Here is a 26533-nt window from a genome sequence, read left to right as displayed (position 1 = left end):
CCATGTTGAGCGAATGCACCATGGCCTCGCCGGTGGGCGAGCTGACTTTAGTGGCGAGCACCCAAGGCCTGCGCGCCATTCTTTGGGCGGAGGAGCGGGAAGGGCGGGTGAGGCTGCCCGAGCGGCAGGGCGATCCGGCCCATATCCTGTTGGTCGCGGCGATGCGCCAATTGTCCGAATATTTTGCCGGGGATCGGCGCGTGTTCGACCTGCCGCTCGATCCCGAGGGCACCGCGTTTCAAAAGGCGGTGTGGACGGGCCTCAACGCCATTCCCTATGGCGAAACGCGCAGCTACGCCGCGCTCGCCGCCGCGATCGGCCGGCCGGGCGCCTCGCGTGCGGTCGGGGCCGCCAATGGCCGCAATCCGCTGTCCATCGTCACCCCCTGTCACCGCGTGATCGGCGCGAATGGCACGCTGACCGGCTTTGCGGGCGGGCTGGCGGTCAAGCAGTGGCTGCTCGCCCATGAACGCGGCGAGCGGCAATTGGCGCTCGCATGAGCTACCCACCGCGCGCCTTCCGGGAAATGCGCGAGGATGTGCTGCTGGAGGCGGTCGACGCCATCGGGCTGGCTGCGCTGGTCGTGGTGCGCGACGGCGCACCCGAAGCGGTCTCGCTGCCCATGCTGGCGATGCGTGATGGCGAGACGCTGGTGCTGGAGGGGCATGTCGCCCTCGCCAACCCGCTCTGGCGATGGGCCGATGGCGGTATTCCGGCGCTGGCGATGTTCCAGGGGCCGCACGCCTATGTCCATCCCGGCTGGTATCCCGCCAAGCGCGAACATGGAAAGGTGGTGCCGACCTGGAATTATGTCGTGATCCAGGCGCATGGCACGCTCTCCACGACACGCGATCCCGCCTAGCTCTCGGCGCATCTGGCGCGGCTGACCGATCGGCATGAGGCGGGGCGCGCCGAACCCTGGTCGATTGCCGACGCGCCCGAGGGCTTTATCCAAGGCTTGCAGCGCGGCATCGTTGGCCTGTCTCTGCATGTCGCGCGGCTGGAGGGCGTGTGGAAGATCGCTCAGCATCATCCCGAGCCGAACCGACGCGGCGTGATCGCCGGGCTGACCGCCTCGCCACAGCCAGGCGACCGGGCAATGGCGGCGGTGATGGCGGAAGCGGAACGTGATCGAACGGGCTGAGAGGACGTGACGGCGATGTCACTGGCCGCCCACGAGATGGGACCGTATCGGCCTTGGCATCATAGCGGAGATCATGGATGCGCCGGCTTTCGCCCTGGGGCATGTCCCTCATCATTCTTTCGCCCGTGCCAGTCGTCGCACAGACGACGGAGCCACCGCCCACTCCGTGCTGCCGGACTTTGGGCGAGGTGCGCACCAATATCGACCGGATCGACGACCAGATCCTGCGCCTGATGGCCGAACGCTCGCGCTATGTTGCCCAGGCGGAGCGCTTCAAGACCTCCGCCGCCACGGTGCGTGACGAGACGCGCATCCGCCAGATCCTGACGCGCATTCGCGAGAAAGCAGCCCGACAGGGCGTAAACCCGGACATAGCGGAAGCCACGTTCCGCGCGATGGTGGAGGGCTTTACGGCCGAGGAGGCGCGGCAAATCCGACGTTGAACCGACCCCCTACCTCTTACCCTCCGCGCTCGGCAGGGCCTAAGTCGCCGGGGGCGTCTCGTCCCAGACGATCGTGATCGGCGCATCGATGCCGAGCACCGCATGGACCGGGCAGGCATTCGCCGCCGCTTCCAGCCGCTTGCGCTGAGCCGCGTCGTAATGCCCCGGAACCGAGACCGTCACCGCCAGTCTGTCGATCCGACGCGGCGCGTTGCCCATCTCCTTCGTCACGGTCGCGGTCGTGCACGCCAGTTCCAGCCCGGCGACACGCCCCGCCATCGCCATGATGCTGAGCACGCAGCCACCCAGCGACACCGACAGAAGATCGCTCGGCGAAAAGCCTTCGCCACTGCCGCCCAGATCCTGCGGCGCGTTGGTGACCAGGACCGCACCGGATTCGGGATGCTCCGTCCGGCAGCGCAGGTCGCCCTCATAATGGACGATGAAATCGGTCATCGCCGTTACCCGCTGTTGCGCAGCGCGGTGGCGATACCGTTGATCGACAGCAGAATGCCCTCGCCGATGCGCGGATCGCTTTCGCCCGCGCGGTGGCGCTTCATGAGTTCGATCTGGAGCAGGTTGAGCGGCTCGATATAGGGCAGGCGCAGGCGGATCGATGCCTCCAGTGCCGGATTGTCGGAGAGGAGGCGCGGCTGCCCCGTGACCGTCAGCAACCCGTCGCGCGCACGGTGCCAGCCGTCATGGATGCGCCCGAAGATCGTATCGCGCAGGCCTTCATCCTCGACCAGCCCAGCATAGCGCTTAGCGATGCCGATATCGGACTTGGCCAGCACCATCTCCATATTTGCCAGCGTCGCGGCGAAGAAGGGCCAGTTCTTCGCCATGTCGGCGAGCAGCGCCTTGTCCTCGAAGTTCGCGATGGCGGTGCCGACGCCGAACCAGCCGGGCAGCATGACGCGCGCCTGCGCCCAGCTGAACACCCAGGGGATGGCGCGCAGATCTTCGATCGCGTCCGACTTCTTGCGGCTGGCCGGGCGGCTGCCGATCTTCAGGCCGGCAATCTCGGCGATCGGCGTCATCTGGCGGAAGAAGGTGCGGAAGCCCTCGGTGCCATAGACTAGGTCGCGATAGGTGCGGAACGCGGTCGCCGACAATTGTTCCATCGCGCCGGTGAAACGCGCATTCTGGTCGGCCGAGAGCCGTTCGGGCTCCAGGCTGGCCAGCAAGGTGGCGGAGGCCATGGCCTCGAGATTGGTCATCGCCGAGTCGCGTGTGCCATATTTGCCTGCGATCACCTCGCCCTGTTCGGTGATGCGGATGCGGCCCTGCACCGTGCCGTGCGGCTGGGCCCGGATCGCGGCGAACGCGCTGCCGCCGCCACGTCCCACGGCGCCGCCGCGCCCGTGGAAGAGCTGCATCCGCACGCCCGCTTCGTCGAAGACCGGACGGAAGGCGCTCGACGCCTTGGACAGCGACCAGGTGGAGGTCAGGTAACCGCCATCCTTGTTCGAGTCCGAATAGCCGATCATCACCTCCTGATGCCCGCGTGCCCGCACGATCGCGGCGATTTCGGGCAAGCCGAAATAGGCGCGCATGATCTCCGGCCCGGCTTCCAGATCCTCGATCGTCTCGAACAAGGGCACCGCCATGATCGCGGCGGTCGCGGGCTCGCCCGGGCGGTAGAGGCCGAATTCCTTGAGCATCAGATTGATCTCGAGCAGGTCGGACACCGACTTGCCCATCGAGACGATATAGTTGGTGATGCATTTGGGGCCGTAGCGCGCATGCGCCTCGGCGGCGGCCTGGACGATGGCCAGTTCGGAGCGTGTCTCGTCCGAATAATCGGCATAGCGGCTGACCAGCGGCCGGGCATTGGCAAGCTCGCGACGCAGCAAGGCGACGCGCGCCTCCTCGTCCAGCGTCAGATAATCCTCCTCGACCCCGGCGACCTTCAGCAGTTCGGCGACGACGCGTTCATGCACCGCCGAATTCTGCCGCAGGTCGAGCGTGGCGAGGTGGAAGCCGAAGGTCTCGACCGCGCGGATCAGCCGCCCGAGCGCCCCGCCACTGGCCAGCGCCCCGTCTCCGCGTGCCGCCAGCCCGCGCGCGATGGCGACCAGATCGGTGCGCAGCGCCTTGGGATCGGGATAGGGTTCGCCGGTCAGCCGACCGGGGCGCGGGGCGGGCTTGCCGGTCAGCGCCTCATGCGTCGCCGCCAGCCGCGCATAAATGCCCGAGAGCGCCCGGCGATAGGGTTCGTCCGACCGGCTGACCGCGTCGTCCCCGCTCGCCTCGGCCAGCGCCAGCACGGCCTCATCGACCTCGGCATGGCCGGTCGAGATGGAGAGTTCGGCGCCCAGCGCGTGCACGGCCTCGCAATAATGGCCCAGCACGGCCTCGGCCGCCTGTGCCAGCGCGGTGGTCAGCGAATCGGCGGTGACGAAGGGATTGCCGTCGCGGTCGCCGCCGATCCACGAACCGGGGCGCAGGAAGGCGGGCACGCGCGCGCCGAACGCCTTGTCCCAACGCTGGTACAGCGCCGGCACCACCGGCAGGAATACGTCGCGCAGATAGGACAGCGCCGTCTCGACCTCGTCGGTGACGTAGAGCCGTTCGCGGCGCAGCACGCGGGTCTGCCAGAGAAGCGCGATCTGCCGCCCGATCGCGGCTTCGACATCGTCGCCATCGGGCGTGACGTCGCGGCCGGCGTCGCGCATCGCCAGCAACTCGGCGATGCGGTTGCGATGGTCGATCATGCTCTTGCGCCGCACCTCGGTCGGGTGCGCGGTCAGCACGGGCACGACCAGGGCCTGCCCCAGCAGCGCCATCGCCGTATCACGATCGATACCCTGTTCGGCCAGCGTTTCCAGCACATCGGCGATGTCGGCGGCGGGCTCGCGGGCGATGCCCTGCCGGTCTTCGGCCAGATTGGCGAGCATCGAGAACAGCATGAAGCCGCGCACGAAATCCAGCGTCTCGTCGAGCGCGAGCCGTTCGAGCTGCAGATCGACCGCGGCATCGTCGCCCAGGCCCCGGTGCCGATCGACGGACGCCCGCCGGATCGCCTCGGTCGCTTCGAACAGCGCATCGCCACCATAGCGGCGGATTACATCCCCAAGCTGGGCGCCCAGGAAGCGGATGTCGGCATTGTTGGCGATGGGGGGCAGGGTCGTCATGGGCGCTATTGCTGCAACGCAATAGCGCGGGCGTCAACCGATTGTAGACGGCAATTTTGGTATAATATTATCGTCTGGCATGGCCAATAATTGCGTTAAAGGGCTTGTTCCTCAACTCGCATTGCCCGGCGTTGCCCCGGCGCCCGTGGCCACCGGATTGGTCGGCGTCGTAGGACGTTCGGTGCGCGAGGCTTCGCGTTCCTCCGACGTGACGGTGCCGTCGCGGTTCAGGTCCATGCGATCGAACCGGGCGAGCATGCCTTCGAAGAATTCGCTTTCGGTGATCTCGCCGTCCTTGTTGCGGTCGAGCGCCCAGAGCCGCGAATTGGTCGTCGGCATTTCGTCGGCGGTGATGATGTCGTTGCCGTCGCGGTCGAGTTCGCGAAAGCGGCGGGCCATCATGCTGCCGAAATCGACGCGGCTGGTAACGGACGGGGGCACGAAGCCCGCCTTGGCCGCAGCGCGATCGGCTTCCGCACGGCTTTCTTCCTTTTTGCCGCAAGCGGTGGTGGCGGCCATCAATGCCGTCAGCCCCAGGCCTATCGCCCAACCACGCATTCCCGACTCCTTGGCTCGTTACGCTTCCAGTTCAACGTCCCAATAAAGCCAGTCGTGCCATGTTTCATGCAGATAATTGGGCGGGAAGCTGCGGCCATGTTCTTGCAAATGCCAGTTTGTCGGGCGGATCGGCTCGATATGCAGCGGCATATTGGCCTGGCGCGGGGTGCGCCCGCCCTTCTTCAGATTGCACGGCGCACAGGCGGTGACGACATTCTCCCAGGTCGTCCGCCCGCCCTGCGCACGCGGGATGACATGGTCGAAGGTCAGGTCGCGGTGCGATCCGCAATATTGGCAGGAAAACCGGTCGCGCAGGAACAGGTTGAAACGGGTGAAGGCCGGGAATTGCGACGGCTTCACGAATTGCTTGAGCGCGATGACCGAGGGCAGCTTGACCTTGGCGGTCGGGCTGCGCACCTCCCGCTCATAATGGGCGACGATATCCACCCGGTCGAGGAACACGGCCTTCACTGCGGTCTGCCAGGGCCAGACCGACAGCGGATAATAGGACAGCGGCGTATAGTCCGCATTCAGCACAAGCGCCGGACAACTGTCCGGGTGTCGGATCAGGTCGGGATGAAACACAGCTCCTCCCTTCGTGGTACGCCGACGCTCTTCGCGCAGGCGCGTGACATGGCTATGACACTGCATGCTATGACAGCATGGGATTGGAATCGCGGTCAAGGGTGCGCGCGATGAGTGGAGAGGCGGCCGTGCCGCGCCCCGTTACCCGTTTCGCGCCCAGCCCCACCGGGCGGCTGCATCTGGGCCATGCGCTGTCGGCGGTGCGCGCGCATGATCTGGCGCGGGCAGGGGGCGGGCGTTTCCTGCTGCGGATCGAGGATATCGACGGCACGCGCAGTCGGCCCGAGCATGTCGAGACGATCTTGCGCGATCTGGAATGGCTGGGGCTGGAATGGGACGACCTGTCCTTCCAGTCGGAGCGGCTGGATCTGTATGCGGCGGCGCAAGCGCGGCTGGCCGATCTGCTCTATCCCTGTTTCTGCACCCGCGCCGAGATCGCCGCCAGCCTGTCGGCGCCGCATGGGGCGACCGCCGTCTATCCGGGAACGTGCCGGCATCTGTCGGTGGCGGAGCGGGCGGCGCGGATGGGCGAGCCGCATGGCTGGCGGATCGACATGGCGCGGGCCGTAGAACGGGCCGGGCCGCTGGCTTGGCAGGACTCGGGGGCGGGGGAGGTCGCCGCCGACCCGCTGAGCCATGGCGACGTGATCCTCGCGCGCAAGGATGCGCCGGCCAGCTATCATCTCGCGGTGACGGTCGACGACGCCGCGCAGGGCGTGACCGACGTGGTGCGCGGGGTCGACCTGTTCGACGCGACGCATGTCCACCGGTTGCTGCAAGCCCTGCTCGGCTTGCCGACGCCGCTTTATCACCATCATCCGCTGATCGTCGGCGCGGATGGCCAGCGGCTGGCCAAGCGCAACGGCGCGCCGGCGCTGGCGGCGATGCGCGAGGCGGGCGAGGATGGGCGGGCGCTCGCCGATGCGTTGCGCCGCAATATGCTTCCTGCTGGATTTCGGCTGGGGGAGGCGTAAGCTTCCGGCCATGACCACTTTTCTCGTGATCCTGCTGATCGCGGCGATGATCGCCACCGTCGTCGCGCTGGTGCGCGGCATCATCTCCTTCCTGCAGGAGGCCTCGGCCGAGGCACGGGGCGAGGGGCCGACCGCGTCACAACTGAAATCCAACCGGATGATGCAGCAGCGCATCTTCTTCCAGGCGCTGGCGATCACCGTCGTCGTGCTGCTGTTGTTCATGGCGGGGCGGACCTGATCCCTTGGTCAAGCTGACGAAAATCTACACCCGCACCGGCGATTCGGGCACGACCGGGCTGGTCGACGGATCGCGCCGGTCCAAGGCCGAGCCCCGCATGGTCGCGATCGGCGAGGTGGACGAGGCGAATAGCGCGATCGGCGTCGCGCTGCTCGCCATTGAGGGTGCGCTGGCGGCGCAATTGACCCGGATTCAGAACGACCTGTTCGATCTGGGCGCGGATCTCGCCACGCCGGGTGAGGTGGAAGGGGCGCTGCGGATCATTTCCGAGCAGGTCGCGCGGCTGGAGGCGGAGATCGACGCGATGAACGCCGCGCTTTCTCCGCTGACCAGCTTCATCCTGCCCGGCGGCAGCACGGGGTCGGCGCATCTCCATCTCGCCCGCGCCATCACCCGGCGGGCCGAGCGCGCCGCCGTCGCGCTGGCCGAGCAGGAGGCGATCAACCCGCCCGCGCTCGCCTATCTCAACCGCTTGTCGGACTGGCTTTTTGTCGCCGCGCGGATGGTGAACCAAAGCGGCGCATCGGACGTTCTTTGGGTTCCAGGAGGGGTACGCACGGGACGGTAAAGGGCCGGCCGGCTTCCCCAATGTCCCGGGGAGCACCCAATGTCGACTCTTGTCCCGTCCCACGCGACGGCCTCAAGGCCTGCCCCTGATCCGGGTCATGATCTGGCGTCCCGCTACCGATCGGTGCGCGCGCTGACCCTGGCGCTGGCCGAGCCGCTGTCGGATGCGGATGCAACCGTTCAGTCGATGCCGGATGCCTCGCCCGCCAAATGGCATATGGCGCATACGACCTGGTTCTTCGAAACCTTTGTGCTGCGCGATCATGTGCCTGGCTATGCGCTGCACGATCCGCGTTTCCCCTTCCTGTTCAACAGTTATTATGAGGCGGAGGGAAAGCGCCATGCGCGTCACCGTCGGGGAATGATCACCCGGCCGACGCTGGACGAAGTGCGGGCCTATCGCGCGCATGTCGATGCGGCGCTGCTGGCCGCGCTCGCCCATCTGCCCGAGGCGGCGCGCGAACTGGTCGCGCTGGGGTGCCATCATGAGGAACAGCATCAGGAGCTGTTCGTCACCGATATCCTTCATCTCTTTTCCGAAAACCCGTTGGAGCCGGCACTATATGCGCTCGAGCCCAAGGCACCGGTCGCCATGCCTGGCCCGATCACCTGGGTCGAAGGGCCGGCCGGTATCGTGCCGGTCGGCCATGACGGACAGGGTTTCGCCTTCGATTGCGAAGGGCCGCGCCACGACGCGTTGCTCCATCCCCATGCCCTCGCCGACCGGACGGTCACCAATGCCGAGTGGATGCAGTTCATCGCCGATGGTGGCTATCGCGACCCCCGGCTGTGGCTGTCGGATGGCTGGGCCTGGGTGAAGGGCGAGGGCATCGCCGCGCCGCTTTATTGGGAAGAGCGCGATGGCGGCTGGACCCGTTTCGGACTGGACGGGCGGCGCGCGATCGATCCGGCGGCGCCCGTCACCCATGTCAGCTTCTACGAGGCGGACGCCTTCGCCACCTGGGCAGGTGCCCGACTGCCGACCGAATTCGAATGGGAAGCGGCCGCCGCACGCCACGATCCGGCGGGTGGCAATCAGATGGACCGCGCGGGCGCGATCGAGCCGCGTCCCGCTACGCATGGTCCGGCCTTTTTCGGCGATGTCTGGGAATGGACCGGCAGCGCCTATCGCCCCTATCCCGGCTTTCGCGCCGTCGAGGGCGCGGTCGGCGAATATAATGGCAAGTTCATGAATGGGCAGTTCGTGCTGCGCGGCGGCAGCTGCGCCACGCCACGCGGCCATGCCCGCGCCTCCTACCGAAACTTCTTCTACCCCCATCAGCGCTGGCAGTTCACCGGCGTCCGCCTGGCAAAGGACCTGTAATCATGCTGAAGCCTGAGATCGAGGACGGTCAGATGTCGCTGGCCGATCCCGCCTTCCGTGCCGATGTGCTGGCCGGGCTGGAGCGCCGCCCGCGCGCCATTCCCGCCCGCTGGTTCTATGACCGGCGCGGGTCCGAGCTGTTCGAGGCGATCACCGACCTGCCCGAATATTATCCCACCCGCGCCGAAACCGCGATCCTTGAGGCGATGTGCCCCGAACTGGTCGCGCATGTCGGCAAGGGGCGCGCGGTCGTCGAGTTCGGATCGGGCTCCTCGACCAAGACGCCGGTGCTGCTGCGCTGTGTCGAGCCTTCGGCCTATGTGCCGATCGACATTTCGGGCGATTTTCTGCGCGAATCCGCCCGCAACCTGCAACAGGCGTTTCCGGATTTGCCCATCCATCCGCTGGAGGGCGATTTCATGCACCCGCTGACGCTGCCCGCGATGGTGGCGGATGCGCCCAAGCTGGGCTTTTTCCCCGGCTCGACCATCGGCAACATGACGCCCGCCATGGCGACCGACCTGCTGCGCGCCATGCGCGGGTCGTTGGGCGAGGGCGCGATGCTGCTGATCGGCATGGACCGCGCCAAGCCCGCCGATATCCTGGTCCCCGCCTATGACGATGCGCAAGGGGTGACGGCGGCGTTCAACCGCAATCTGCTCGACCGGATCAACCGCGAACTCGATGGCACCATCCCGGTCGAGGCGTTCCGCCACCGCGCGGTGTGGAACGATGATCGCTCGCGGATCGAGATGCATCTGGCCGCGACGCGCGATGTCGATTTCACCGTCGAGGGGCGCTCCTTCGCCATGGCGGCGGGAGAAACCATCCATACTGAAAACAGCCACAAATACGGCCCGCGCGACGCCAAGATTCTGCTGCGTGCCGGTGGCTGGACCCCGGTCGCGCAATGGAGCGATCCGAGCGATTTGTTCAGCGTTTATCTGGCGGAAGCGCAATCAGCTCGGCTGGCGCCATAAACCTCCGGCCGCAGGGAAAATCGCCGCAAAGCAGTTTTTCCGAAAAAGTTGCGTCTTTTTCCGTCAGTCGTCGTTGTTACCCCGGTCTGGTGGGCCGATCAGCAAGATCAATTCTGTCCACCAGGTCCCATCGCAAGTTCTTTTGATGGTGGTGCACCAACGAATAGAGTTTGTGTTGGTTTCCTAGTGGGAGGAGCATGATGACGGAAAGCGCACAATTGCTCGACGCGTTTGATGCACGAGCCCAGCGCCGGGATCAGCGGCGCGACTTTTTCAAGATGGCGATCGGGGCCGCCGCTGCGGGCGCGACGGCCTTTACCCTGACCAGCAAGGCCGGGGCCCAGTCGACGATCACCGATACGGACATTCTGAACTTCGCGCTGAACCTCGAATATCTCGAAGCGCAGTTCTACGCCTATGCCGCCAACGGCACGGGTCTGCCCGCCAATCAGCTTACCGGCACGGGGACGCAGGGTGCTGTAACCGGCGGTGCGCAGGTCAATTTCAGCAACGATGCGATCGTCGGCCAATATGCGCGCGAGATTGCGGCGGACGAAGCGGCGCACGTCGCCTTCCTCCGCACCGCTCTGGGTAGCGCGGCGGTGGCCCAGCCTGCGATCAACATTTCGGGCGATGCCAATGGCCCGTTCACGGCGGCGGCCCGCGCGGCGGGTGTCGTCGGCGCCAACGAGACCTTCAATCCCTACAGCTCGCCCACGGCCTTTCTGCTGGGCGCCTATATCTTCGAGGATGTCGGCGTGACCGCCTATAAGGGCGCCTCGCCGCTGATCAGCAACAAGACCTTCCTGCAGGCGGCGGCCGGCATTCTGGCGGTCGAGGCCTATCATGCCGCGATCGTGCGCACGACGCTCTATGCGCGGGGCTATGATGCGACGACCCCCATGGCGTCGTTGATCACCGCCGCCGGCCAGATTTCGGACGCGCGCGACAGTCTGGACGGCTCGACCGATCTTGACCAGGGGATCGCCCGCACCACGATCAACGGCCAGTTGGTGTCCAACATCGTGCCGCTCGACCAGAACGGGATCGCGTTCAGCCGATCGCCGCAACAGGTGCTGAACATCGTCTATCTGAACCGCGCGACGGCCACGCTGGGTGGGTTCTTCCCCGCCGGCGTGAACGGCACCTTGCGCGCCAGCGCGGCGAACTGATCCCCCTTTTTCCTCGTTGCGAGAGGATTTTTCACCATGAGCGAAGAACGCTTCATTCTCGATGTGATCGAAGAGGCATCGGCCAAGCGCCGGGCCGACCGTCGCCGTTTCATGCGCATGGCCGCCGGGGCTGGCGCCGTGGGCGGTCTGGCGATGCTGGGTGCGTGCAACAATGACGACGAAGTGATCGTCATCCCCACGCCGACGCCCACCCCCTCGCCGACCGGATCGGTGACCGACGCCGATGTGCTGAACTTCGCGCTCCAGCTCGAATATCTGGAAGCGCAATTCTACAGCTATGCCGCCTTCGGTACCGGCCTGTCCTCGTCGCTGCTCGGCGGCACGGGCACGCAAGGATCGGTCGCGATCAACACCAGCGCGACCAATGGCGCCGGTCAGCCGCGCCAGGTCCAGTTCCAGGACCCGATCGTCGCGCAATATGCGCGCGAAATCGCCTATGACGAGATCGCGCACGTCACCTTCCTGCGCAATGCGCTGGGCAGTGCGGCGGTGGCGCAGCCGGCGATCAACCTGTCGGGCGATGCCAATGGCGCCTTCACGGCGGCGGCGCGTGCGGCGGGTGTGATCGGTGCGAACGCGACCTTCGATCCCTATTCGTCGGACGAGTTCTTCCTGCTCGGCGCCTATCTGTTCGAGGATGTTGGCGTCACCGCCTATATGGGCGGCGTCGCCCTGCTGTCGAACAAGACGTTCATCGAAGCGGCAGCCGGCATCCACGCGGCGGAGGCCTATCATGCCGGCCTCGTCCGCACGACGCTCTACCGCAAGGGGGTGACCACCGCGTCGCTGATCACCGCCGCCGGGCAAATCTCGGACGCGCGTGACAGCCTGGACGGCTCGACCGATCTCGATCAGGGCATCGTCGCGACCGTCAATGGACAGCAGGTGGCCAATATCGTGCCGGCCGACTCCAACGCGATCGCCTTTGCGCGCACGCCGGGTCAGGTGCTCAACATCGTCTATCTCAACAGGGCGTCGGTCACCGGCGGCGGCTTCTTCCCCGGCGGCCTGAACGGGGCGGTCCGGTCGAGCGCCGCCAGCGGCTAAAAGAACAGCATAGCCTTCACTACGGGCCTTGCCCCGATCGGTCTCTTCCCCTTTTTGCCGATCGGGGCCTTTTTTTGCCCTCGCTCTGTCCCGGTTTGGGGGCATGTGATGGGGATCGTGACGAAACCCCTTCTTTGGTCCGTCCATTTCGCCTATGAGTGGCCCATCCCCGGGGGAGCGCCGACCCGCGCTTGAGAGGGGGGCAGGAGCCCCCGACCCGCTGAACCTGATCCGGCTGACACCGGCGTAGGGAGGGAGCGGCCCCGTCTCTCATGGTCCGTTTCCTCCGCATGGAGTGGACGACTATGGCAGATATTCCCGCAAAGGCCGAGATCGGCGTGACGACCGGCCCCATTCGTGGCTCGAAGAAGATTCATGTCGGCCCGTTGGATGTCGCGATGCGCGAAATCCATCTCGACCCCTCCTCGGGAGAACCGCCGCTGCGTGTGTACGACACGAGCGGCCCCTACACCGATCCCAGCGCCCGCATCGACATCATGGCCGGCCTGCCCCAGCGCCGCCGCGCCTGGATCGAGGGGCGCGGCGATGTCGAGGCCTATGACGGTCGCGAGATCCGCCCCGAGGACAATGGCCAGCTCGGCCCCGACCGTTCGGGCGGCGTGCCGCAATTCCCGCGCACCGGACTGAACCGCCCGCTGCGGGCCAAGCCCGGCATGAACGTCAGCCAGATGCATTATGCACGGCGCGGCATCATCACGCCCGAAATGGAATATGTCGCGACCCGCGAGAATCTCGGCCGCGAGATGCTGAAAGAATATGTCCGCGACGGCGAGAGCTTCGGCGCGAGCATCCCCGATTACGTCACGCCCGAATTCGTCCGCGACGAAGTGGCGCGCGGCCGGGCGATCATCCCCAACAACATCAACCACCCCGAATCCGAGCCGATGGCGATCGGCCGCAACTTCCTGGTCAAGATCAACGCCAATATCGGTAATTCGGCGGTCGCCTCCAATGTCGCGTCCGAAGTCGACAAGCTGGTCTGGTCGATCCGCTGGGGCGCGGACACGGTCATGGACCTGTCGACGGGGCGCAACATCCACGACACGCGCGAATGGATCATCCGCAACTCGCCCGTGCCGATCGGCACGGTGCCCATCTATCAGGCGCTGGAAAAGGTCGGCGGCATCGCCGAGGAGCTGACCTGGGAGATCTTCCGCGACACGCTGATCGAACAGGCCGAGCAGGGCGTCGACTATTTCACCATCCATGCGGGCGTGCGCCTGCCGTACATTCCGCTGACCGCCAAGCGCGTGACCGGCATCGTGTCGCGTGGCGGCTCGATCATGGCCAAATGGTGCCTGGCGCATCACAAGGAGTCGTTCCTCTACGAACGCTTCGACGAGATCACCGAGATCATGAAGGCCTATGACATCGCCTATTCGCTGGGCGACGGCCTGCGCCCCGGCGCGATCGCCGACGCCAATGACGAGGCGCAGTTCGCCGAGCTCTACACGCTGGGCGAGCTGACCAAGCGCGCCTGGGAACAGGACGTGCAGGTCATGATCGAGGGACCCGGCCATGTGCCGATGCACAAGATCAAGCAGAATATGGACAAGCAGCTGGAGGCGTGCGGCGAGGCGCCCTTCTACACGCTCGGGCCGCTGACTACCGACATCGCGCCGGGCTACGACCATATCACCAGCGGCATCGGCGCGGCGATGATCGGTTGGTACGGCACGGCGATGCTCTGCTACGTCACGCCCAAGGAGCATCTGGGCCTGCCCGACCGCGACGACGTGAAGGTCGGCGTGGTGACCTACAAGCTCGCCGCCCACGCCGCCGATCTCGCCAAGGGGCATCCCGCCGCCAAGATGCGCGACGACGCGCTGAGCCGCGCGCGCTTCGAGTTCCGTTGGCGCGACCAGTTCAACCTGTCGCTCGACCCCGACACGGCGGAATCCTACCACGACCAAACCTTGCCGGCCGAGGGCGCCAAGACCGCGCATTTCTGTTCGATGTGCGGCCCGAAATTCTGCTCGATGAAGATCACGCAGGAGGTTCGGGAATTTGCGGCCAAGCAGAACGCGCCGGTCGAAACCTTCGTCGCGGCCGAGGACGCCGAGGCTGGGATGCAGCAGATGAGCGAGAAATTCCGCGAGAAGGGCGGGGAGGTTTACCTGCCGGCGGAGTGACACGGCCGCATAAGGGGGATAGCCAGCTTCTAGCCTGTTGACATGGCGGGCGCGCATAACCCATGCGCCCGCCGATGGGTGCCATGCCAAACAAGACTGATGCGACAGGGCATGATCCTCGCGTCGTAGCGAACGCAATAATTGCGTGTGCGCAACGTATGGAGGTGCCCATCCGCAATATTTCCGTACAAAAACTGCTTTACTTCGCTCACGCGGCTTTTCTGGTTCATCATCGGCGCCCTTTGGTGAGGGGCGTCTTTGAAGCGTGGGAGTTTGGCCCGGTATGTCGTTCGATCTATGATGCTTTGAAGCATTATGGCAGGAATGAAATTACCTCTCCGATTCAGCGCACCGATCCTTTTACGGGGATCTCATCCGCATTGCCGGAATTGGCTGACCCGCTTGCCATAAGACATATTGAGCATCTCATGCACGTTATGGGGCATGCCTCACCAAGTCAGTTGATAAGTTTGTCGCACGTTCCAGGGGGGGCATGGTCTATTGTCTGGAACAAAGCAAAAACAGGTGCTACTGTAGGTAACCGAATCGACGATGATCTGACGATCAAGACGTTCGGAAGGTTGAAGGTTGCTTTGCAGCCTTCGCAGGAGAACGAGGGATTGGATGAAGCTTCGCCGTTTGCCGGAGACTGATTTAGCTCGAATCGCACCGCTTCCTGCGGCAATGAAGCGTCGAGCACTTCAATCTTTCAACTCTGGTGGCGGCAGCTGGTCATACGAGCCAGCACGATCCCAAAATTTCAATATCGCTAATCCCTCCAACCCGCTAGGATTAATCTCGCCGCGTCCCTCTATTGATAAGATCAAAGAGATCGTTAGCAGGCGTTGCAGATGCGACGAGCAGGAAGAGAGCTGTCTGGAGGTTGTCGATCTTTTTGATCATTGGTATCGGCAAAAATCAAGTGGCGCAGTTGAGCGTGTAGTGCCTTCGATGGCCATTGGTTCACTGGGGCTTGTGCGGTATTGGGAAAATTTTTTCTTTCAATTGAATGGAAGAAATACCTTTCTGTTTATAGATTATCGCCGGACTAATGGTTTAACGGCGCATGCCCGCAAGTTCGTTTTTTCTATGATGCATCAGCAAATTCGATTGGCTGACCCGGATTTTTTTGACTCAAACCTTCTCGTTCTTCGTTTTCCGCAGGGAAAAGAAGAACGAGTTATCAGTGAGTCATGCGTTAATGATGATGATCTATATTCATTGGCAGAGTTGTCGCAGTTGATCGATGAAACCTATTCGATATGGCGCGAAGTACTCGCTGAAAGGCACATTGTTGAACCGAAGCGAGCGGCTGGGGGAATGTTCGGTTAAAGGCGAACTTACCGCTTACGCACAAACTCCGCGCGCAGCACGAGTCCCTTGATCCCGTCGAACTTGCAGTCGATTTCCTGCGCGTCGCCGGTCAGGCGGATCGACTTGATGAGCGTGCCGCGCTTCAGCGTCTGGCCCGCGCCCTTGACGGTCAGGTCCTTGATCAGCGTCACCTGATCCCCATCGCTCAGCACATTGCCGACCGAGTCCCGCACCACCACCGCATCATCCTCGCCGACCGTGCCGGCCTTGGCGGCGGCGTCCGCCGCGCTGATCCATTCTCCGGTCGCTTCGTCATAGACATAGTCTTCGTCGGCCATCGCGCTTGCCCCTGTTCGCTGGTGGAAAAGCGGCCCTATGCGCGCTTCGCCGAAGTGATGCCAGTATGATTACAGATCAGAGCAGCGGCGGCAGCGCCCAGTCGATCGGTTTTTGGCCATGCTCGACCAGAAAGGCGTTGGCGCGCGAAAAGGGCTTGGAGCCGAAAAAGCCGCCCCTCGCCGACAAGGGGGAGGGATGGACCGACGTGATCACGCCGTGCCGCCCGCCGCCCATCTCGCGCACGAAGCCCGCCTTTTTCTGGGCATAGGCGCCCCAGAGGATAAAGACGACCGGCTCGGGCTTGGCGGCGACGGCGCGGATGACGGCGTCGGTGAAGCGTTCCCACCCGCGCCCCTGATGCGAAGCGGCCTGCCCCATGCGCACGGTCAGCACCGAGTTGAGCAGCAGCACCCCCTGCCGCGCCCAATGGTCGAGCAGGCCGTGGCCGGGCGGGGCGATGCCCAGATCGTCGGCCATCTCCTTGTAGATATTGACCAGGCTGGGCGGCGGCCGGACGCCGGGCTGGACGGAGAAGGCCAGGCCATGCGCCTGCCCCTCGCCATGATAGGGGTCCTGCCCCAGGATGACGACGCGCACCTGGTCGAGCGGGGTCAGGTCGAGTGCGCGGAACCATTCGGTCGGGCGGGGGAAGATGCGCTGCCCGGCGGCGCGCTCCTGCGCCAGAAAAGTCTTGAGCGCCTTCATATAGGGCTCGTCAAACTCGGGCCGTAACGGGGCCAGCCAGCTTTCGTGAAGACGAATATCGCTCATGGCCTATCTCCATGCCGTTCGCGTCATCACCGCGCAACCGCAACCGAGGATAATCGTTATGCAGCCGATACGGTCGTCATCCCGCCGACCGCGTAACCTGTCATGGAGCATGTTCATGAAGCGTACGATCATCACCGCCATTCTGGCCGCCGCCCTGCCGCTGGCGGCCTGTGGCTCCTCGACCGAAGCCACCGGCAACACCGCGACGGCGGCGGCTCCGTCCAACACCAGCGGGATGAGCGCGCAGGACCTGGGCGCCAAGGTCCGCAACCTGCCCGAGGGGCAGCGGCGCGGTGTGCTGTTCCGCGCGATCCGCGATGCCGGCACGAGCGGCGCGACCTGTCAGTCGGTGACCAGCATGACCGAGATCGCCCCGGTCAACGGCAACCCGACCTGGACGGCGGTGTGCGACAATGTCGCGCAGTGGACGATCGTACTGACCGCCGATGGCTCGGCCAGCGTGACGGGCCCCGGGCCGGTGAAGACCAAGGGATGACGCGCACAGGGTGGATCGGCCTTGCCGGTCCACCCGGCGATGTGCCGGCCTCAGGAGGTCGCATGGCCGATCAGGCGAAGCGTCGCCGGATCGCCCTGCCCGTCGAAGAATCGGTCGAGCCCCGCCTGGAACGGCGCAGGGTCCTCGGCCACCGCCGCGAACAGCGTCAGCGAGGAACGCAGCTTCATCGCATCGACCGGACCGAACACCGCCTCGGCCGATCCCGACGCGGCGCAGGCGGTGCGCACCGCCTCGTGCAGACGGGGCCCGAGCAGCGGATGCGCCAGATAGGCGCGGGCTTCCACGACATCGGCGATCGCATAGTAGCGCGCGGTCTCGCTGCGCCCCAGCCCGGCGATCTGGGGAAAGACATACCACATCCAATGGCTGCGCTTTCGCCCGTCGCGCAACTCGGCCAGAGCGGTGGCAAGGTCTTGCGCCTGGGCTTCGACGAAGCGCGTCAGCGGATCGGGAGAGGGATGGGGCATATCCCGGCAACCGCCCGGCAAAGCCATGCGTTCCCTTCGCCCCAGAATTGCGTCAGAACGATATGATCCTCAGGAGAGTGTGATGCGCCGTTTCGCTTGTCTTGCCCCCTTGGCCCTGCTGGCACTGGCCGCCTGCGGCTCCAAGGACGGGGATACCGATTCGGATGTCGCGCCGGGCAATTTCACCCCGCCGGGAACCGCGCGCCCGACGCCGCTGGCGGGGGTGGCGCAGGTGACGCCGCTCAAGGCCTATATCGGCCAATATCCCAATGATGCGGTCGATGGAGTCACCTTCTTCGACCGGACCGAGGTGGCGGGTGCGCTGCACGATGCGGTGGGCGATCAGAAACTGGTGCAGCGGATCATATCACGTGGCGCGGTGACAGTGCCGATCTTCGCCATGGGGGCCACGGGGCTGGCCGCGCATGGCTGCACCCCGCATGACTGCGCCGACAACAATTGGACGATGCAGATGGATATGAAGACCGGCAAGGCGCAGGTCTGCTATCATGATCGCGATACGATGGGCGACCGAAGCCAATGGTATATGGGCGGCGCGCCCGTCACCCGCCCCGGGGAATGCCCGCAGGAATAAGGGTTGTCCGGGCCCGCCCCATGGGCTGGCCCGGACGAGATCGTCAGAAGGTATAGGCGACGCCCAGCGCACCCAGCCACTGGCTGCGCGAACCCGCCTGCGACACGATCGGGCTGTCGCCGAAATCGTTGAGCATGCGGCTATAGGCGACGCTGCCGACCAGCTTCCAACCCTGAAGGAGATTGCCGGTCAGCGAATAGGTGCCCAGCGCACCGGCGGTCCAGTTCTTCCACCCCGACCGCGCGTCATAGATGGGCAGGCCGCTCGCCACGCTCTGGCCCGGCGTGATCGAATAATAGCGACGGGCATAGCCCGCGCCGGCATGTTCGGCGGTCGCGAACAGGCCGGCGGCCGCCTTGGTCGACAGCGGCGTGAAATAGTTGATGCTGGGCTGCCAGATGCCGCTGTCATGCACGCCGGTGACGTCGTGGCGATAGCTGAGCGCGACGGACAGGCGGTCATAGGGGCTGGTGACCACGCCCACCTTGCCGATGCCGACATAGCCGCCCAGTTCGACCGCCGCGCCGATCTTGCCCAGCGCGCGGACGCGGGGATCATCAATGCGCGACGGCGCGGTACGGTCCAGATTGACGACGCCGACCGGCCCGGCCTGAAAATCCCAACCCGGATTGCTCCGGTCGCCGATCAGGTCGACCGACAGGCGATTGCCGATCCAGGTGATCGTATGCCCATCAATATAGGCCAAGCCGGCGGGTGCGGGCGTGAACTGATAATCGTTCGACCCCTGATAATCGGGCAGATAGGCCGCGCCCAAGCCGAGCGTGATGGTATTCTTGCCCATCTGAGCGCCAACAGCGGCGGCATCGGAAGCATCGGCCGCGGGGAGGTCCTGCGCATGGGCGGGCAGGGACAGGGATAGAGCCGCCGAAGCGATGAGCGGGGCGGCAACGCGCGGAAAAAGGCGCAAAACGGAAAACTCCCTGAAATAGGTTATCCGAAATGCAACGCGACGGTAGCGATTTCGCTCCGGTCGATTGTGTCAGAATATGTATCGCATCCGAATCTGTTGTGTTTCGGCAACAGAATCGAGCGCGAAGCGTGCGGCCGTAAAACGGGGCGGGCCGAAATGGATCGCCGGATTGCGGGAGAAGCCAAAGCCCTCGCGGGGAATGCCGGCCAGCGTGTCCAGCTTGGCGTTGTTGTTCTCGTCATGGATGACGGCGGCGGCGTACTGGCCATGGGGCAGGCCGTCGAGATGGATGGCGCGCTGCCCCGCCGGCACCGAGCGGGTCAGCGCGCGCGCGTCATCGACGCAGGCGGGAAAATTGTCCGGATCGGCGGTCAAGCACAGCCGGATCATGCCTTTGGCGGAGCGGAGCTGGTCAATCCCGATGTCCAGCCGGCTGACCGGCGCCGCGCCGATCAGCGGCAGGCTGGCCAGCGCCAGCAGCACCGACGCGCCGCGCCGCCTGCGCATGGGCGCGCGCGAAATCTCCCAGTCCCCGGTCCGTCCCGCACAGTCGATCCCAGAAACGGAAGTAGAGTCCATAATTGCACCCATATTGCTCGTGATGCCGTTGATGGTGGCTCGCAGTGATGAGCCACCCCCCCAGGTGCCCCTGCCACAGGAAACGGGGAAAGATTTCCCAGCCCATGTGGTTGGTCACGCCCATAACCGTCATGATCGTCAGCACCAAGCCGAGTGCGCCGACATGGATCGGAATCACGAAGACCAGTAGCGGAATGGCCACAGCGCCGGTTACCGCTTCGATCGGGTGGAACGCCATCGCCGCCCAGGCGGTCGGCGGTCGGCTGGCGTGATGGACGGCATGCGCGCGCTTGAAGATGGCGGGCCGGTGCATCCAGCGATGCGTCCAGTAGAACCAACTATCGTGCGCGATCAGATAGAGCAGGACCGAGACGGGCAGATACCAGAGCGGATAGGCATGGACGTCGGCGTAAATCTGCGTCCAGCCGCGATTCTGCCACCCCCAAGCGACGATGCCGGCCGGCACGCCATAGATCGCGGCCGAGGCCAGGCTCCAGCCGATCTCGCGCCGGATCTGCGGATCGAGACCGGCATAGAGATCGGGATGCCGCGCCCGGGTCGCCAGCGCGAACGCGCCCGAGGCGAGTAGATAGCGGACACCGACGATCAGCGTCATGGCGATGGCGGACAGGATCAGGGCAAGCGTCACAAAGAACAGTGTAAACCATTGGGGCGAGGGGTTGTACCATTTCTCGTCAGGCGAGAGGCCCGTGGCCTTTTATTCGCGCGGAGGCGCGGAGGCGCGGAGGCGCGGAGGCGCAGAGAGGGCGGGATGCGCGTCAGCGTCGGGAACGCGTTCATCCTCCGCCGCTGCCGCACCGTCGGTCATGAGAAGCGGCCTGCCGGCCGGGCGCTATCACTCCGCGCCCCCGCACGAACTCTAACTCAAACCTCCGTTCAGGCTGAGCGACGTCGAAGCCCATGTCGCGCCCTCTGCCCAGATGGAATCCCGTCCACTTCGACGTCGCTCAGTGCGAACGGAGGCAGGGGGCAGGGCTGACTTATACCCGGTGGAAGATCAGGATCGGCCGCTCGTAATAAACCCCCTCCACCGGCGCGCGGTAGCCCAGCTTCTCGGCCAGCCGGATCGACGCGGCATTGCCCGGATCGATGATGCAGCAGGTCCGGTCGATGCCGTTCGCATCCGCCCAGTCCAGCACCGCGCGCATCGCCTCACCCGCATAGCCCTGGCCATGCGCCGCTGGAACCAAGGTCCAGCCCACCTCCGGCACCGTCAACTCCGGTATAATCGCCCGCCGCGACTCGAGCAGCCCGATATCGCCCAGCACCGCACCCGTCGCCCGGTCGCACACCACCCAGGCGCCATAGCCGAACACCGTCCAGCAACCGATCGAGCGGAGCAGCCGAATCCACACCTCTTCGCGCGAACGGGGCTTGCCGCCGATCATCCCGTATACGGCGGGATCGGCCCACATCGCCGCCAGCGCGTCGAGATCGTCGGGATGGTGGCCGCGCAAGCTCAGCCGCTCGGTCGTCAGGGTCGGGGTGGGGCTCGCAAAGGTCATGACGCAGGCGATATTAGCCGGCGTCGCGGATCACCGCCAGAAAGGCCTCGCCATAAGCATCCAGCTTGCGCGCGCCGATCCCGGACAGGAGCGACAGCGCCGCGCGGCTGTTCGGCCGCTGCGCCGCCATGTCGCGCAGCACCGAGTCGTGGAAGATGACGTAAGGCGGCACGCCCGCCTCCTGCGCCAGCTCGCGACGCTTGGCGCGCAGCGCCTCGAACAGCGGATTGTCGGCCGGATTGGCGGCCACGGGCGCGGCGCGGCGGCCTTTACGCTCCCGCTTGGGCGGCACGACCAGCGACAGCCGCGCCTCGCCCTTGATCAGCGCACGCGCGGCGGGGCCGAACTCCAGCCCGCCATGGGGATTGGTGCGCAACGCATCGCGCAGCAACAGCGCGCGGTGCACCGGCTTGAGCAACGCCACCTCGTCGCCGTCGACGATGTTCCACACCGACAGCGCCTCATGCCCGTTCATCAGGCTGCGCTCGCTCGACTGGCCAGTCAGCACCTGCTCGATATAGCCCGCGCCGAACATCTGGCCGGTGCGGAACACGGCAGAGAGGAATTTCTGCGCGGTGGTCGTCGCATCGACCGCATCGGGCGACCCCAGGCAATTGTCGCAATTGCCGCAATCCTCCGCCAGCTCCTCGCCAAAATGGCGTAGCAGGATGCGGCGGCGGCACCCGCCCGTCTCGACCAGCGCACCGAGAGCGGACAGGCGTGCACGCTCGCCGGGCTGGCGTTCGGGTTCGACCTCGGCGATGCGTTGGCGGGCCCGCGCAAAATCGTCGGCGCCCCAGAAGAGATGCGCGACGGAAGGGTCGCCGTCGCGCCCGGCGCGCCCCGTCTCCTGATAATAGGCCTCGATCGACTTGGGCAGCCCGGCATGGGCGACGAAGCGCACATCGGGCTTGTCGATCCCCATGCCGAAGGCGACGGTCGCGCAGATCACCATGTCCTCGCTCGCGACGAAATCGGCCTGGTTCTTGGCGCGGATCGCTGGGTCGAGTCCCGCATGATAGGCGCGCACCGGCCGCCCCGTCCGCGCCAGCGCTTCCGCCAGTTTCTCGGTCGCGGCGCGCGTCTGGGCATAGACGATGCCGGGGCCCGGCGTGTCGGCGACCACCCGCGCGATCTGCAGGTTCACATTGGCCTTGGGGCTGATCGCATAGCGGATATTGGGCCGATCGAAGCCCGAGACGATCATCCCCTCGACCGGAATGCCCAGCTGCTTGGCGATGTCGGCGCGGGTATGCGCATCGGCGGTCGCGGTCAGCGCCAGCCGGGGCACCTCCGGAAAGGCATCCATCAACGGTTCGAGCAGCCGGTAATCGGGGCGGAAGTCATGCCCCCATTCGCTGACGCAGTGCGCCTCGTCGATCGCGAACAGGCTGAGCGGCGCGGAGGCCAGCAGCTCGCGGAAATGCCCCGACGAAGCGCGCTCGGGCGCGACATACAGAAGGTCGAGCTGGCCGTCGCGGAAGCGCGCGACCGTCTCGGCGCGGTTCTGGTCGACGCTGGTCAGCGTGGCGGCGCGGATGCCGACTGCTTCGGCGGCGCGCAACTGGTCGTGCATCAGCGCGATCAGCGGGCTGACCACGACGCAACATCCGTTCATCATCACCGCGGGCAGCTGGTAACACAGCGACTTGCCCGCGCCGGTCGGCATGACCGCCAAAGTCCGCTGTTTGCCGAGCACGCGGTCGACCACCTGTTCCTGGACACCCCGGAACTGGCTGTACCCGAAGACTTCATGGAGCTTGGCAAGGGGGTCGGCGACCATCGGCGTCCATGTAGCGACGGCATGGGGGCGGGGGAAGGGCACATCCCGCAAGCTGTTTCCCTCCTGATGCGTTTGCTATGCTATCAGCGTTGGAAGGAGCGAGAATGGAATGGCAAACCATACCGTGATCCGGATCGGCAATGAAAATTTTCGACTGATCGCAACAGTCGATGAAGGGCAGACTCTGTATTTTACGGCCGGCAAAGCCATAGCCGTAGAAAAATACGACATGCGGATCGGCAAGAGTGAGTTCGACTTTCAAGTCAATTCACGGCCGGTACGTGGCGGGCGTCCCGAGGCCATTGCGGCCCGACAGCAAAGCTTAGACCGCGAATTTATGGAAAGTCGGGTAAAATCCAATCTTTTTGGTTTGCCGGTCAGTCTGGGCAACGCCGCCGCCATGGTAAAAGATCGAAGGGTCGCGCTAAGCTATGGCGAGTTGCGACCTCAGATATTTCGAAGTTCCGTCAGTACTAGGCCGGTCGCATGGCGAATCTGGTTTCGTCGTACGAGGTACTCCGGCCAAGCGAGTGGGAAGGGGATACGAAACGCTCCTAAGCCTGCCGCTTCCGCCAAGGCGCAAGCCTCAGCAATGGGTAGTGCTGCAATCGGAGCTATGTCCAAGGCACCCCAGAGAGGACGGGCGACGGCAATCGGACCCTTGGCCAACGGTGCGGGCATCCTCCGCGTGTACGTTCTAGCCGATGACAAGAGCGAAATCGTTGCGCCCTTCGATCGGAGAGACGTGACGTTTCGCGATCCAAGTTTGTGGGAACGAGCGGTCAATTTGGTGCGAGGGGGGAGTTAATGAGAATCGCAATGGCGATGGGCGCACTGGCTCTCCTGGCGGCCTGTGGCGAGACGCGCAGTCCCGCTCCCGATGGGGGGGGGCATGGCTATCTCCTATTCGATCCGCCATCACAGCAGCAGGGGTGGGAATTGGTTGACCAATTGACAACCCGATCCGCCGATAAGGCGCTTATCCGAACGTCGGGTCTGGCAGATGATGGCGCAAAGACCATGTTCATCGATTTTTCGGGTGGTTGCGAAGCGCAGGCGCCGTTCGTGGCGGAAGCAAGAAGGGCCGCCCAACAGCTAAACATCGCCAATGTTCGTTGTACGGAAACCTCGCCCATTTCATGACTATTCGACGGGGCTTCGGCCGTATGGTGAGCCTCTATGAACGCGCACCGCTGCGCCAGTTGCTCGATCTCGATCCGATCGGCGCTGTGGACTGGATCGTGGTGGCGCTCGCCCGGCGCATGGTACGGTTTCTGGATGGCGCGCATGCTACCGAGTATCTCGACGGTCCAGCGGTATCGTCGGGCTGGCGCGGCAATTTCGTCTTTCTGCTGTTCTGGGTGACGCTGATCGTGGGCACAGTGGCCGTCTTCGCCTGACGTGGCGAAAGACGGAGCCGGTCGGCTGGCCGCAACCCCGCTTGCCCCACCCCGCGCCATGGCCTAGCGCTCCCATCATGAAGCGATTGGCCATTTACTGCGGGTCGGCGACCCCCTCGGACCCTCAATATATCGAGACGGCGCGTGCTGTCGGGCGCGGACTGGCGGAGCGGGGGATCGGCGTCGTCTATGGCGGCGGTCGGCTGGGCCTGATGGGCGCGGTCGCCGATGCGGCGCTGGCGGCCGGCGGCGAGGTGATCGGCATCATCCCGCAGGCGCTGGTCGATGCCGAGGTCGCGCATCGCGGCCTGACCGAACTGCACGTCGTGCCCGGCATGCACGAGCGGAAGAAGGCGTTCACTGATCTGTCCGACGGTTTCGTCACCATCGCCGGCGGCACCGGCACGATGGACGAATTGTGGGAAGCATTGAGCTGGGCGCAGCTCGGCTATCATGCCGATCCGGTCGGGCTGCTCAACACGGGCGGCTATTACGACCATCTCGTCGCCTTCTGGGACAAGATGGGCGAGGTCGGCTTCCTGCGGCCGCAGCACCGCGAATTGCTGATCGTCGATGAAACGCTGGACGGGCTGCTGGAGCGGATGGCGGTGCATGTTCCCACCCAGCCGATCGTTCGCATGAACGCGGGCGACCTGTGACCCGGCCCGCCGCCCCGACCGAACGGGCGGCGCTGGTGGCGGCGGCCAAGGACTCGATCGCACGCGGCTCGAAGAGTTTCGCGGCGGCCAGCCTGTTGTTCGATCCCGAAACGCGCGAGCGCGCCTGGCTGCTCTATGCCTGGTGCCGGCGGTGCGACGATATCGCCGATGGGCAGGATCATGGCCATGGCATGACCCGCGTGGCCGATGCGCCCGCGCGGCTGGCCGAGCTGACCGACAAGACCGAGGCGGCGCTGGCGGGGCAGGTGGTGGGTGATCCTGCCTTCGACGCGCTGCGCGTGGTGGTGGCGGAGACGGGGATGCCGCATCGCTGGCCCCGTGACCTGATCGCCGGCTTCGCGCTGGATGCCGAGGATTGGCGGCCGCAGAGCGAGGCGGACCTCTATCGCTATTGCTATCACGTCGCGGGCGTCGTCGGCTGCATGATGGCGGTGACGATGGGGGTGCGGCCGGATGACGAGGCGACGCTCGACCGAGCTTGTGATTTGGGAATGGCGTTTCAACTGGCCAATATCGCGCGCGACATTGCCGAAGATGCCGGCGCCGGGCGGCATTATCTGCCGCGCGAGTGGCTCGCCTATAAGAGCATCGCGCCCGATGCGATCATGGCCCCCTCGCACCGGCCGGGGCTGACCGCGCTGGCCCGGCGGCTGACCGATCAGGCTGCCCGGTTCGAGGCGAGCGCACGGATGGGGACGCCGGCGCTTTCCTATCGCTCGGCCTGGGCGGTGCTATCGGCGGCGGCGATCTATGGCGCGATCGGCCGCAAGGTTGCCAAGCGGGGGCGGCGCGCCTGGGACAGCAGGGTCGGAACCGGCAAGGCGGAGAAGCTGCGCTTCATGACGGTCGCCGGCGTTCAGGCGGCGCGGAGGGACAAAATGAAAATCCTCCCACGTGATCCAACCCTTTGGACGCGGCCCCGGTAGCTCGCCTCCCCGCCTGAGCGAAGTCGAAGGCTCTGTGTCAACGGCTGCTCGAAAGGTGGCGACGGAATCCCCATAACTTTCGACCTTGCTCAGGTCGAGCGGGCGGGCGGGATCAGCCCTGCGAAGGCTTGCGCTCGGCCTTCGCAACCTGCGCGCCGATGCGGCGACAGTCGGCACCGATCACGGGATAGGGCACATCGGTATTGGCGGCGATCCGGTTGGCGAGATCGGCGCGGCACTGGGCCATGGTTTCGTAGCGGGCGGGGACCATCCGCGCCTCGGTGCAATCGACGCTGCCATCTCCGCAGCCCAGGATCGCCATCACATAGAAAATCGGTTGCATGTAACCGCCTCCACTTGCT

The 26533-nt window shown here is 65.3% G+C and carries 32 protein-coding genes, 1 pseudogene and 1 riboswitch; of the genes and pseudogenes, 20 read left to right on the top strand and 13 right to left on the bottom strand.

Annotated features, from left to right (window positions below):
* Positions 1–2 precede the first annotated feature (2 nt).
* The 3 genes and pseudogenes from SP6_RS12865 to SP6_RS12855 all read left to right on the top strand — a co-directional run bounded on the left by SP6_RS12865 (position 3) and on the right by SP6_RS12855 (position 1587).
* On the top strand, positions 3–500 hold the full coding sequence (locus SP6_RS12865) for a methylated-DNA--[protein]-cysteine S-methyltransferase (protein WP_037568974.1): 498 nt from the start codon (positions 3–5) through the stop codon (positions 498–500).
* A pseudogene (locus SP6_RS21625) lies at positions 497–1144 on the top strand (FMN-binding negative transcriptional regulator). The gene SP6_RS12865 and the pseudogene SP6_RS21625 overlap by 4 nt, the downstream one beginning before the upstream one ends.
* 77 nt (positions 1145–1221) lie before the next feature.
* Positions 1222–1587, top strand: coding sequence for a chorismate mutase (locus SP6_RS12855; RefSeq protein WP_082052509.1), 366 nt, complete (start codon positions 1222–1224; stop codon positions 1585–1587).
* 39 nt (positions 1588–1626) lie between these two features.
* Here SP6_RS12855 and SP6_RS12850 read toward each other — a convergent pair whose 3' ends face one another.
* From SP6_RS12850 to SP6_RS12835, 4 genes are all read right to left on the bottom strand, one after another.
* Positions 1627–2043: an OsmC family protein gene (locus tag SP6_RS12850; RefSeq protein ID WP_007405583.1), complete on the bottom strand. Its 417-nt coding sequence runs from the start codon at positions 2041–2043 to the stop codon at positions 1627–1629.
* 5 nt (positions 2044–2048) lie between these two features.
* The gene (gene ppc / locus SP6_RS12845; RefSeq protein ID WP_007405596.1) at positions 2049–4724 is read right to left on the bottom strand and encodes a phosphoenolpyruvate carboxylase; all 2676 of its coding nucleotides are present in this window, start codon (positions 4722–4724) and stop codon (positions 2049–2051) included.
* A 111-nt stretch (positions 4725–4835) separates the two neighbouring features.
* On the bottom strand, positions 4836–5282 hold the full coding sequence (locus tag SP6_RS12840) for an EF-hand domain-containing protein (RefSeq protein ID WP_007405622.1): 447 nt from the start codon (positions 5280–5282) through the stop codon (positions 4836–4838).
* 18 nt (positions 5283–5300) lie between these two features.
* Positions 5301–5867, bottom strand: coding sequence for an HNH endonuclease (locus SP6_RS12835; RefSeq protein ID WP_007405588.1), 567 nt, complete (start codon positions 5865–5867; stop codon positions 5301–5303).
* Between the two features lie 110 nt (positions 5868–5977).
* Between SP6_RS12835 and gluQRS the strand changes: the two genes are divergently transcribed.
* The 10 genes from gluQRS to socB all read left to right on the top strand — a co-directional run bounded on the left by gluQRS (position 5978) and on the right by socB (position 15675).
* Positions 5978–6841 carry a tRNA glutamyl-Q(34) synthetase GluQRS gene (gene gluQRS, locus SP6_RS12830; RefSeq protein ID WP_007405562.1) on the top strand — a complete coding sequence of 288 codons (864 nt, stop codon included), beginning with the start codon at positions 5978–5980 and terminating at the stop codon, positions 6839–6841.
* 10 nt (positions 6842–6851) lie between these two features.
* The gene (locus SP6_RS12825) at positions 6852–7079 is read left to right on the top strand and encodes a twin transmembrane helix small protein (protein ID WP_007405546.1); all 228 of its coding nucleotides are present in this window, start codon (positions 6852–6854) and stop codon (positions 7077–7079) included.
* A gap of 4 nt (positions 7080–7083) precedes the next feature.
* The gene (locus tag SP6_RS12820) at positions 7084–7647 is read left to right on the top strand and encodes a cob(I)yrinic acid a,c-diamide adenosyltransferase (protein WP_007405524.1); all 564 of its coding nucleotides are present in this window, start codon (positions 7084–7086) and stop codon (positions 7645–7647) included.
* 39 nt (positions 7648–7686) lie between these two features.
* A complete protein-coding gene (gene egtB, locus SP6_RS12815; protein WP_042469154.1) occupies positions 7687–8970 on the top strand; it encodes an ergothioneine biosynthesis protein EgtB in 1284 nt (427 codons plus the stop codon).
* A gap of 2 nt (positions 8971–8972) precedes the next feature.
* Positions 8973–9950 carry an L-histidine N(alpha)-methyltransferase gene (egtD, locus tag SP6_RS12810; protein WP_007405530.1) on the top strand — a complete coding sequence of 326 codons (978 nt, stop codon included), beginning with the start codon at positions 8973–8975 and terminating at the stop codon, positions 9948–9950.
* Positions 9951–10150: 200 nt separating this feature from the next.
* Complete coding sequence (locus SP6_RS12805) at positions 10151–11122, top strand: ferritin-like domain-containing protein (RefSeq protein WP_007405607.1); 972 nt, start codon at positions 10151–10153, stop codon at positions 11120–11122.
* 36 nt (positions 11123–11158) lie between these two features.
* Positions 11159–12190: a ferritin-like domain-containing protein gene (locus SP6_RS12800; protein ID WP_007405547.1), complete on the top strand. Its 1032-nt coding sequence runs from the start codon at positions 11159–11161 to the stop codon at positions 12188–12190.
* Between the two features lie 166 nt (positions 12191–12356).
* Positions 12357–12447, top strand: a riboswitch (TPP riboswitch).
* Positions 12448–12495: 48 nt separating this feature from the next.
* The gene (gene thiC / locus SP6_RS12795) at positions 12496–14343 is read left to right on the top strand and encodes a phosphomethylpyrimidine synthase ThiC (RefSeq protein ID WP_037568972.1); all 1848 of its coding nucleotides are present in this window, start codon (positions 12496–12498) and stop codon (positions 14341–14343) included.
* A gap of 83 nt (positions 14344–14426) precedes the next feature.
* Positions 14427–14996: a type VI toxin-antitoxin system SocA family antitoxin gene (gene socA / locus SP6_RS20465; RefSeq protein WP_165384335.1), complete on the top strand. Its 570-nt coding sequence runs from the start codon at positions 14427–14429 to the stop codon at positions 14994–14996.
* The gene (socB, locus tag SP6_RS20985) at positions 14968–15675 is read left to right on the top strand and encodes a type VI toxin-antitoxin system SocB family DNA replication inhibitor toxin (protein WP_126053206.1); all 708 of its coding nucleotides are present in this window, start codon (positions 14968–14970) and stop codon (positions 15673–15675) included. The genes socA and socB overlap by 29 nt, the downstream gene beginning before the upstream one ends.
* An 8-nt stretch (positions 15676–15683) precedes the next feature.
* Here the strand turns inward: socB and SP6_RS12790 are convergent, their stop codons facing one another.
* Both SP6_RS12790 and ung read right to left on the bottom strand, forming a co-directional pair.
* Complete coding sequence (locus SP6_RS12790) at positions 15684–15995, bottom strand: alkylphosphonate utilization protein (RefSeq protein ID WP_007405572.1); 312 nt, start codon at positions 15993–15995, stop codon at positions 15684–15686.
* 76 nt (positions 15996–16071) lie between these two features.
* On the bottom strand, positions 16072–16767 hold the full coding sequence (ung, locus tag SP6_RS12785; RefSeq protein WP_007405537.1) for a uracil-DNA glycosylase: 696 nt from the start codon (positions 16765–16767) through the stop codon (positions 16072–16074).
* A 115-nt stretch (positions 16768–16882) separates the two neighbouring features.
* On the opposite strand from ung, the gene SP6_RS12780 reads away from it, so the two are divergent.
* Positions 16883–17263, top strand: a complete 381-nt coding sequence (locus tag SP6_RS12780; protein ID WP_037569000.1) for a hypothetical protein — start codon at positions 16883–16885, stop codon at positions 17261–17263.
* 50 nt (positions 17264–17313) lie between these two features.
* Here SP6_RS12780 and SP6_RS12775 read toward each other — a convergent pair whose 3' ends face one another.
* Positions 17314–17778, bottom strand: a complete 465-nt coding sequence (locus SP6_RS12775; RefSeq protein WP_007405614.1) for a DUF1810 domain-containing protein — start codon at positions 17776–17778, stop codon at positions 17314–17316.
* A 55-nt stretch (positions 17779–17833) separates the two neighbouring features.
* Here SP6_RS12775 and SP6_RS12770 point away from each other — a divergent pair, with 55 nt between their 5' ends.
* Complete coding sequence (locus SP6_RS12770; protein ID WP_113667860.1) at positions 17834–18346, top strand: Ivy family c-type lysozyme inhibitor; 513 nt, start codon at positions 17834–17836, stop codon at positions 18344–18346.
* A 43-nt stretch (positions 18347–18389) separates the two neighbouring features.
* Here SP6_RS12770 and SP6_RS12765 read toward each other — a convergent pair whose 3' ends face one another.
* From SP6_RS12765 to recQ, 5 genes are all read right to left on the bottom strand, one after another.
* Positions 18390–19274 (bottom strand): MipA/OmpV family protein, encoded by an 885-nt coding sequence (locus SP6_RS12765; RefSeq protein ID WP_007405509.1) that lies wholly within the window; start codon positions 19272–19274, stop codon positions 18390–18392.
* Positions 19275–19346: 72 nt separating this feature from the next.
* Positions 19347–19760: a DUF2141 domain-containing protein gene (locus SP6_RS12760; protein WP_390901601.1), complete on the bottom strand. Its 414-nt coding sequence runs from the start codon at positions 19758–19760 to the stop codon at positions 19347–19349.
* Positions 19690–20472: a sterol desaturase family protein gene (locus SP6_RS12755; protein ID WP_042469157.1), complete on the bottom strand. Its 783-nt coding sequence runs from the start codon at positions 20470–20472 to the stop codon at positions 19690–19692. The genes SP6_RS12760 and SP6_RS12755 overlap by 71 nt, the downstream gene beginning before the upstream one ends.
* Before the next feature lie 385 nt (positions 20473–20857).
* Positions 20858–21382 carry a GNAT family N-acetyltransferase gene (locus SP6_RS12750; protein WP_007405497.1) on the bottom strand — a complete coding sequence of 175 codons (525 nt, stop codon included), beginning with the start codon at positions 21380–21382 and terminating at the stop codon, positions 20858–20860.
* Between the two features lie 13 nt (positions 21383–21395).
* Entirely contained in the window at positions 21396–23165 is a 1770-nt protein-coding gene (recQ, locus tag SP6_RS12745) for a DNA helicase RecQ (RefSeq protein WP_007405604.1), read from the bottom strand.
* Positions 23166–23274: 109 nt separating this feature from the next.
* Here recQ and SP6_RS20980 point away from each other — a divergent pair, with 109 nt between their 5' ends.
* The 5 genes from SP6_RS20980 (at position 23275) to SP6_RS12730 (ending at position 26171) form a co-directional block, all read left to right on the top strand.
* The gene (locus tag SP6_RS20980) at positions 23275–23973 is read left to right on the top strand and encodes a hypothetical protein (protein WP_126053205.1); all 699 of its coding nucleotides are present in this window, start codon (positions 23275–23277) and stop codon (positions 23971–23973) included.
* Positions 23973–24308, top strand: a complete 336-nt coding sequence (locus SP6_RS20975) for a hypothetical protein (RefSeq protein ID WP_152680151.1) — start codon at positions 23973–23975, stop codon at positions 24306–24308. The genes SP6_RS20980 and SP6_RS20975 overlap by 1 nt, the downstream gene beginning before the upstream one ends.
* Positions 24309–24331: 23 nt before the next feature.
* Positions 24332–24565 (top strand): hypothetical protein, encoded by a 234-nt coding sequence (locus tag SP6_RS12740; protein WP_007405609.1) that lies wholly within the window; start codon positions 24332–24334, stop codon positions 24563–24565.
* Between the two features lie 77 nt (positions 24566–24642).
* Complete coding sequence (locus SP6_RS12735; RefSeq protein WP_007405526.1) at positions 24643–25224, top strand: LOG family protein; 582 nt, start codon at positions 24643–24645, stop codon at positions 25222–25224.
* On the top strand, positions 25221–26171 hold the full coding sequence (locus tag SP6_RS12730; RefSeq protein ID WP_007405554.1) for a phytoene/squalene synthase family protein: 951 nt from the start codon (positions 25221–25223) through the stop codon (positions 26169–26171). The genes SP6_RS12735 and SP6_RS12730 overlap by 4 nt, the downstream gene beginning before the upstream one ends.
* Before the next feature lie 112 nt (positions 26172–26283).
* Here the strand turns inward: SP6_RS12730 and SP6_RS12725 are convergent, their stop codons facing one another.
* The gene (locus SP6_RS12725) at positions 26284–26514 is read right to left on the bottom strand and encodes a hypothetical protein (RefSeq protein ID WP_007405561.1); all 231 of its coding nucleotides are present in this window, start codon (positions 26512–26514) and stop codon (positions 26284–26286) included.
* Positions 26515–26533 lie beyond the last annotated feature (19 nt).

It is taken from the genome of Sphingomonas paucimobilis NBRC 13935 (assembly GCF_000739895.2).
Classification (GTDB): Bacteria; Pseudomonadota; Alphaproteobacteria; order Sphingomonadales; family Sphingomonadaceae; genus Sphingomonas; species Sphingomonas paucimobilis.
This window is presented reverse-complemented; position numbering and strand designations above follow the sequence as displayed.